General features: G+C 61.8%; 4 protein-coding genes and 2 tRNA genes. 4 read left to right on the top strand and 2 right to left on the bottom strand.

Annotated features, from left to right (window positions below; translation table 11 throughout):
• Nucleotides 1-16 precede the first annotated feature (16 nt).
• The 4 genes from AB5Y47_RS12630 (at nucleotide 17) to yjjG (ending at nucleotide 2,610) form a co-directional block, all read left to right on the top strand.
• Nucleotides 17-93 (top strand) — tRNA-Met (locus AB5Y47_RS12630).
• A 97-nt stretch (nucleotides 94-190) separates the two neighbouring features.
• Nucleotides 191-267, top strand: a tRNA-Met gene (locus AB5Y47_RS12625).
• Nucleotides 268-411: 144 nt separating this feature from the next.
• A complete protein-coding gene (locus AB5Y47_RS12620) occupies nucleotides 412-1,896 on the top strand; it encodes a leucyl aminopeptidase family protein (RefSeq protein ID WP_102948513.1) in 1,485 nt (494 codons plus the stop codon).
• Between the two features lie 33 nt (nucleotides 1,897-1,929).
• The gene (gene yjjG / locus AB5Y47_RS12615; protein ID WP_102948512.1) at nucleotides 1,930-2,610 is read left to right on the top strand and encodes a pyrimidine 5'-nucleotidase; all 681 of its coding nucleotides are present in this window, start codon (nucleotides 1,930-1,932) and stop codon (nucleotides 2,608-2,610) included.
• 71 nt (nucleotides 2,611-2,681) lie between these two features.
• Here the strand turns inward: yjjG and AB5Y47_RS12610 are convergent, their stop codons facing one another.
• Both AB5Y47_RS12610 and pfkA read right to left on the bottom strand, forming a co-directional pair.
• On the bottom strand, nucleotides 2,682-3,938 hold the full coding sequence (locus tag AB5Y47_RS12610; protein WP_128297153.1) for an amidohydrolase: 1,257 nt from the start codon (nucleotides 3,936-3,938) through the stop codon (nucleotides 2,682-2,684).
• A gap of 1,308 nt (nucleotides 3,939-5,246) precedes the next feature.
• Nucleotides 5,247-6,218, bottom strand: a complete 972-nt coding sequence (pfkA, locus tag AB5Y47_RS12605) for a 6-phosphofructokinase (RefSeq protein ID WP_010674852.1) — start codon at nucleotides 6,216-6,218, stop codon at nucleotides 5,247-5,249.
• Between the last annotated feature and the right edge of the window lie 18 nt (nucleotides 6,219-6,236).

Here is a 6,236-nt window from a genome sequence, read left to right as displayed (position 1 = left end):
GGCAATACAATTCGGACGCGGGGTGGAGCAGCTCGGTAGCTCGTCGGGCTCATAACCCGAAGGTCGTCGGTTCAAATCCGGCCCCCGCAACCAACCATTTGTATCCATGGCAAGCGCATAGCGCCTGCGGTGGAGACGAAGACAGCAAAAAGCAACTGCTCTGCTTTTTGTGGTGGCAATACAATTCGGACGCGGGGTGGAGCAGCTCGGTAGCTCGTCGGGCTCATAACCCGAAGGTCGTCGGTTCAAATCCGGCCCCCGCAACCAACTTCTGACTGATTTTCTTCTGCATTACCTCTCTGATCCCCTCCAGCATCTGTTGCTTGCACACAATAATGTGTGTTTTTCCGATCCCTCTCGCCATTTGTTCGGTATCATCCTGCTTTCTGTTCATGGATGAGGCCGCACCCTGTGATGACCCCTTTTAGCTATTCTTCTCCCCAAATCACGATGCAGAGCACCTCCCTCGCCGAGGTAATGGCAGGGCCGGCTGCCGTCAAACTCCTGCTCATTGCCGACTCAGCGCGCGATACCCTGCTGGCGACGCCTCCCTTTGCCGCCGTGGCAACCCAGATAGCCCTGGGTCAGAAGGCCCCCTATTCCCTTGACGACATTCAGGGGCTGCAACGGGTGATCTTCATGGATGCCCGCCCGGCCCTGGATCATCGGCTCTACAAGCAGGTGCGCAGCTGGGTGGGCTCGCTGGCGGGCCTCAAGGCGACGCACCTGGCGCTCCATCTGGAGGGCTTTGACGATGAGCATCGCGCGCAACTGGCAAGGGTGGTGCTCGCCTGCCTGCTCGCCGCCGATGTGACCCTGCCGACCCAGAAACGGAGTGAGGCGACAAGACCGGGTTATCAGCAGTTGCAACTTTCCCCCCCTTGCGAGCTGGACATGGCCCGTCTGAGCGCAGAAACCGAAGGCAATGGTCTGGCTCGCCACCTGGCAGTGCTGCCAGCGTCCGAGCTCAATGCCCGTCATTACCGGGCCTATGCCCGGGAGCTGGCGCAGCAGGAGGGGTGGCAGTGGCAGGAGTTCGACGAGGCGGCCCTCGCCAAGCTCGGCGCCGGCGCCTTCCTGGCGGTGGCCCGTGGTTCGGCGGACGGTCAGGCCGCCATCGTCAGGCTCAGTTACTGTCCGGCCAACCCGGTGCGCCGCGTTGCGCTGGTGGGCAAGGGGATCTGCCACGACTCCGGTGGCTACAACCTGAAAGTCGGTGGCAGCATGTATGGCATGCACCTGGACATGGGGGGCAGCGCGGTGGCCCTTGGCACGTTGCTGGCCATCAGCCGGGCGAAACTCCCCATTGAGGTGCACTGCTGGCTCGCCATCGCCGAGAACCACATCGGCCCGCAGGCCTTCCGGCCCGGTGAGGTGGTGACCGCCCTCAACGGCACCACCATCGAAGTGGTGGACACCGACGCCGAGGGTCGCATGGTGCTGGCGGATGCCCTGACCCTGGCGGCCGGGGACAACCCCGACTTGCTGATCGACTACGCCACCCTGACCGGCGCCTGCAAACGGGCGCTCGGCAGCCGTTACAGCGGCGCCTTCACCAACCGCCCCGAGTGGCTCACCACTCTGATAGCGTTGGGCCAGCAGAGCGGGGAGCGAGTCTGGCCCTTCCCCCTGGACGAGGATTACGATGACAACCTCGATAGCGAGTGGGCCGATCTGTTACAGTGCGCGCCGGGCGCCTCCCCGGATCACATCGATGCCGCCCGTTTTCTCACGCGCTTCGTGCCCGCCGAGCTTCCCTGGTTGCACCTCGACCTGAGTGGTTTTCGCAACAAGGGGGGCAATGGCGTGGTGGGCAGCGAGGTAACCGGCTTTGGTGTCAGGTTGACCCTGACCCTGCTCGACAGCCCTCTGGGGATGGGTGCGCCCGACGCATGACAACGTGGCCAAGCACAATCAATAAGGACAAGCGTGAAACAAGCAAGCTATGACTGGGTGCTGTTCGATCTGGACGAAACCCTGCTCGATTTTCCGGTCGCCAGGGCGCTGGAGCGGACCCTGCAGATCTACGGCGTGGCGCCGACTCCCCCCAAGATGGCGGAGTACCATGCCCTCAACCAGCGGCTCTGGCAGCAGTACAACTCAGGGGAGATTGACGCCACCCACCTGCAGCAGACCCGTTTTTCGCTCTTTGCCGAGCAGGTCAACGTGGCGCCCATGGCGATGAACGAAACCTTCCTGCAGCAGATCATCGCCCTGAGCGTGCCGCTGGAGGGGGTGGAGGAGACCCTGCAGGCCCTGAAGAGCAAGGTCAGAATGGGGATCATCACCAACGGCTTCAGCCTGCCCCAGCGCGGGCGCCTCGACAAACTGGGCTGGAACAGCTGGTTTGAGCCTCTCGTTATCTCTGACGAGGTGCAGGTGACCAAGCCGGCGGCGGCCATCTTCCAGCATGCCCTGGCGCAGATGGGTCAGCCGAGCCCGGCGCGGGTGTTGATGGTGGGGGACAATCCCAAGACCGACATCGCCGGTGCCGCCGCCCAGGGTCTTGCCACCTGCTGGTACAACCCGGGACGGGAGACAAGTCCGTGCGAGGCGACCTACGAGATCCACCACTTCGCCCATCTCTGTGCGATCGTGCTGGGAGAGTAGGTCCTCTATGCCCGCAAGGGTGTAAAAAAACAAGGCAGCCCATGGGCTGCCTTGTTTGCATCCGGCGTCTGCTAGCGGCCGAGGCGGGCGAGCAGCCAGGCCTCCAGCAAGGCCACTCCGGGGGCCAGCACGGCTTCGTCGAAGTCGAACTCCGGATGATGGTGGGGGGCCGCGAGGTTGGCTCCCAGGATGAGATAGGCGGCTTCGCCGCCGTGCTGCTGTACCCGCTCGATGAGGAAACCGGCATCCTCGCTGGCCCCGAAGCGGCGGGTGTGGATGGTATCAAGGGAGATCCCCTGTGCGAGAGGCACGATTTCCTCGATGAGGGTTGGGCTGTTCTCGATGCCGATCGCTTCCCCCTGTTTGCGGATGTGGTAGGTCGCGCCCTGCATCAGGGCCGCCCCCTCCACAATCTGCTGCACCTGATTGAACATGTAGTCGTTGAGGGCCGGCGTCGCGCCACGGGTCTCCCCCATCAGGCGGGCATGGCCCGGGATGACGTTGCGTCCACTGCCGCCGTTGAGCTGGCCCACGTTAATGCGGGTCATGCCGTCCCGATGGCGGGGAATGCCGAGCATGGCGGTGGTGGCCATGCAGGCCGCCGCCAGGGCATTGTGGCCCGCGTTGGGCTCGAGCCCCGCATGGGCAGCTTGCCCCATGAACTCCACGTCGAATTTGGTTGAACAGAGAAACTCGGTGGGGTTGACCACCAGCTCACCACTGCTCGCGTGAATGCCGATGTGCAGTGCCAGCAGGGCGTCCACATCGTCGAGCTGCCCCCCTGCCGCGAGCGCCTTGCCGCCTCGGCAGCCCTCTTCAGCCGGCTGGAAGAAGATCTTGATGCGGCCAGTGAGGCGATCGGCGAGGGCCGCGATCCGCTCGGCCAGCACCAGCCCGATGGCGGTGTGACCGTCGTGGGCACAGGCGTGCATCCAGCCCGGGTTGGCGGAGTGCCAGCCTCCCTGGCCGGGCAGGTGTGACGCCTCCTGGCTCTCTTCGACCTCCACCGCATCGATATCGAAGCGAAACGCCAGGGTGGGGCCGGGGCGCCCGCTCTCCCAGAGTCCCATCACGCCGGTGAGTGCGTCGATCCGCGTCAGCCACTCCGGATGCGCCCCCTGGTACAGGGCACGGGCCTTCTGGGCCTCGACGTCTATTTCCCGTCCCATGATGAGGGTGCTGGCGAGCAGTTGATCCCCCAGCATGATGGAGAAACCGAGTTCACTGAGGTGTTGGGCGATGAGGGTGGTGGTGCGAAATTCACACCAGGCGGCTTCGGGGTGACGATGAAGGTCGCGGCGCCAGTGGCGCAAGGCATCCTGAGTCATGGTGGTTCCTGCGTGGCAAATCCAGCGGCCATTGTGACGGGCAGGGGGGCAAGAGTAAATCCCGCAGGGGGAGATGCGACAAGGGGAGCCCGGGCTCCCCTTGAAAGATGGCATGGATGTCGACGAGGTCGTTTTGTGCGCGCAGATCGCGCTCAATGATGGCTTGGCATCATCCTTTGCCAGAGCGCGTCAAAAACCCATGTTTCAGTCTGTTTTTTGAACCACCCCTCTGGGGCAGAGGTGGCAGATGGCTGATTGACCGACTTAGAGCTGTGCCAGCGACGGCATGGAGACGGCAACCAGAGTGAAAAACACGGTGAAAACGGCGGTAACTACGAACTCTTTCATGATTTTATCTCCCTTGGTTGGCTCATGATGGAACCAAGATACCACAACAGAACGATAAAACAACGAAAAATGTAATTATGAGGCAAAAATGGTTTTGTAGTGGAATGCGGCTGCATTTTTCCAAGTTTAAGGGCGTTTTTTGTCCTGGGAATAGTTTCATGGTGATACCAGTGAAAGGGGATGCATATAAAGTCTTTAAATACATTGAGTTATGTTGATTTTATGACTCTCCCCTTGTGGGTTCCGATTGGCTTCTTTGTGGTGATCTCCATTTTTAGTCAGCAAAATGGCCTGCGGGATGCGCCGATTGGTGTCGCCATAGGGAGGTTGGTGGCTGTCAGCCAGGTTTTGTCATCCCATGTCATGTTTTCTCACGACTTGTGTCCCAACCCCAGTCTGCAAGGCTGTTGCCAGCCAGGGTTATCCGATGAAGGCTCAATTTTCTGCTCATCCCAAACAGGATGGGAGCAAAAAGAGTACGGAAAAACGACAAAACGGCCGCCAAAGGAGCATGGAAGGCAAGGGGGAAGGCGGGAAAATGGGGGGGCGATCTTCATGGGGCCTTGTGTGGCCGGAAGCCCCGTTTTTCGCTGTTTTCTTGGGGGGACGAGCCAGTGGGCCCGCGCGCAGGGGAAGCGGGCGATATCGTCGGCCCACCCGGGTGGCTATATGGCGCCAGTGTGATGGGATGAAGGACGGGGGAGGCCTGGCGCAGGGCCGTGGCACTGCGGCACCGAGGCCTTTATCCAGACCCGTCGCGAACAAGGTGAGCAAGCAGAAAAGCGGGGGAAAGAAGTTAAAGGAGAAGGTCGTGGGGTCAGAGGCTCAGGGCCGCCGGGCAAGGGGTAAGACATGGCGACAGTGGCCAGTGGATAGTCGGGCCCCCGTAGGGGGAGGAGGGGGTGAGGAGCCCGCATAAAAAAACCCTCCAGAGGAGGGTTTTTTGTCAGACCACAGCCTTTAGAACAGGGTGGTGGAGAGATCGTACAGCTCCTGGTTGAACGGGCGCTTCAGGTTCTCGATGCAGTCGATGATGTCGTGGTGCACCATCTCGTTGCCCTGAATGCCGACGCAGCGGCCACCCTGGCCCGCCAGCAGTTGCTCGACGGCGAAGGCACCCATGCGGCTGGACATGATACGGTCACGGGCAGTGGGAGAACCGCCACGCTGGATGTGACCCAGGATGGTGGCGCGGGTTTCGCGGCCGGTCATGGCCTCGATGTCTTTTGCCAGGGCGTTGACGTCGGTGACGTGCTCGCAGATGGTGATGATGGCGTGCTTCTTGCCCTTGGCTTCCCCTTCCTTGATCTGTTGCAGCAGCTTCTCCTTGTCGAAGGCCACTTCCGGCACGATCACGTACTCGGCACCACCGGCAACGGCGGCAGACATGGCCAGATCGCCGCAGTGGCGGCCCATGATCTCGACCACGGAGATGCGGTGGTGGGAGCTGCAGGTGTCGCGCAGGCGGTCGATGGCGTCCACGACCACGTTCAGGGCGGTATCAAAGCCGATGGTGAAGTCGGTACCGGCGATATCGTTGTCGATGGTGCCCGGCAGGCCGATGCAGGGGAAGCCCTCCTCGGTCAGCTTCTTGGCACCCATGTAGGAGCCGTCGCCGCCGATGACCACCAGGGCGTCGATGCCGTGTTTCTTCAGGTTTTCGACCGCTTCGGCACGGACTTTCGGATCCTTGAAGGCGGGGAAACGGGCGGAGCCCAGGAAGGTACCGCCACGGTTCACGACGTCGGAGACGCTGTGACGCTCGAGCTTGACGATACGGTCCTGGTGCAGACCGAGGTAGCCATCATAGATGCCGTAAACTTCCAGGCCATGATGCAGACCGGCGCGCACCACGGCGCGGATGGCTGCGTTCATACCCGGTGCGTCACCACCACTGGTCAAAACACCAATACGTTTGATTTGTTTGGTCATGAGTGCCTCTGGATCTGA

Source organism: Aeromonas sp. R7-2 (assembly GCF_040908105.1).
Taxonomy (GTDB): domain Bacteria; phylum Pseudomonadota; class Gammaproteobacteria; order Enterobacterales; family Aeromonadaceae; genus Aeromonas; species Aeromonas caviae.
This window is presented reverse-complemented; position numbering and strand designations above follow the sequence as displayed.

Bases quoted from the DNA above. Each gene is read 5' to 3' on its own strand.
- AB5Y47_RS12610 (WP_128297153.1), bottom strand. From the start codon at position 3,938: ATGACTCAGGATGCCTTGCGCCACTGGCGCCGCGACCTTCATCGTCAC.
- pfkA (WP_010674852.1), bottom strand. From the start codon at position 6,218: ATGACCAAACAAATCAAACGTATTGGTGTTTTGACCAGTGGTGGTGAC.